At 47.4% G+C, this 1,418-nt stretch carries 1 protein-coding gene; it reads left to right on the top strand.

Features of this window, described 5'->3' with window-relative positions; all coding sequences use genetic code 11:
- Window positions 1-244 precede the first annotated feature (244 nt).
- Complete coding sequence (locus ACTO17_RS19780) at window positions 245-1,387, top strand: glycerate kinase family protein (protein ID WP_482559135.1); 1,143 nt, start codon at window positions 245-247, stop codon at window positions 1,385-1,387.
- The last annotated feature ends 31 nt before the right edge of the window (window positions 1,388-1,418 follow it).

Genomic DNA, 1,418 nt, shown 5'->3' with positions numbered 1-1,418 from the left:
GAGACTTGGGAAGGAAGGCTTTCCTGACTTCCCTAGTCGAAGTTAGCAGTTAGTTCGCCGGAACATTGCCCGGTTTGTGTGCCAAAGGGCAATTCGGTTGTTCCGTCTGTATCCAAATATATTTAGTTCGCCGGAACATTGCCCAGTTTGTGTGTCAAAGGGCAATTCGGTTGTGACCTCTGTATTCAAATATAAAATATTTGCAGCAATACCATCCCAAATTCACAAATAGAAAGGAACCATGATGAAAGCAGTAATTGCAATTGATTCACTAAAAGGAAGTTTAAGCTCCATAGAAGCAGGCGAAGCGGCCGCAGAAGGAATAAGACGTGTAAATCCCCAGGCAGAAACAGTGGTGCGGCCGTTAGCAGACGGCGGAGAAGGTACCGTAGAAGCTCTGGTACAGGGAATGGGCGGCGTATTGCAGACAATACGTGTGACAGGCCCCCTGGGGGAACCGGTGGATTGCGTCTATGGCATGATAGAAAAGACAAAAACGGCTGTACTGGAAATGTCCGGCGCCGCAGGAATTACTCTGGTGCCGCAGGAAAAGAGAAATCCGCTGTATACCACTACTTATGGGGTAGGCGAAGTAATTAAAGATGCAGTTCAAAAAGGCTGCCGGCGGTTTGTTGCAGGCATCGGCGGAAGCGCAACCAATGACGGCGGTGTGGGTATGCTGCAGGCTTTGGGATTCGGTTTTCTTGATAAAGAAGGAAATCAGATTCCTTACGGTGCAGCCGGGTTGGAGGTTCTTGATAGGATTACGGATGAAAATGTTCTTCCGGAGCTTTCAGAGTGCGAGTTTCAGATTGCCTGTGATGTGACGAATCCTCTGTGCGGAGAGAAAGGCGCCAGCGCAGTATACGGTCCCCAAAAAGGAGCGACGCCGGAGATGATTCAGAATATGGATGAATGGCTTCTCAGGTATGCCGGGCTTGCGAAAAAACATTACAGAAAGGCAGATGAAAATTATCCGGGAACTGGAGCTGCCGGCGGACTTGGATTTGCATTTTTAACTTTTACCAATGCTGTACTGGAATCCGGAATTAAAATTGTTCTTACAGAGACACAGCTTGAAAAACATATTCAGCAGGCGGATATCGTAATCACAGGCGAAGGGCGTCTGGACGGGCAGACTGCCATGGGCAAAGCCCCTGTAGGAGTGGCGGAGCTTGCCAAAAAATACAGTATTCCGGTGATTGCGTTTGCAGGAAGCGTTACAGAAGATGCAAAAAATTGCAATCAAAGAGGCATTGACGCATTTTTTCCGATTTTGCGTGAAATCACTACCTTAGAGGAAGCAATGCAGCCGGAAAATGCTAAAAACAATCTAAGGGATACCGCAGAGCAGGTTTTTCGTCTGTTTTATATGCGAAAAGCATAAGATATTACTCCGGCGGTTAAATATCCCAGTA

The sequence above is a fragment of the Petralouisia sp. genome, from assembly GCF_056822245.1.
The sequence above is the reverse complement of the archived record's forward strand: the minus strand, read 5'-3'. Positions and strand labels throughout refer to the sequence as shown.

What these genes read in the sequence shown, in the direction of transcription:
- ACTO17_RS19780 (WP_482559135.1), top strand. Translation starts at nt 245, where the DNA reads ATGAAAGCAGTAATTGCAATTGATTCACTAAAAGGAAGTTTAAGCTCC.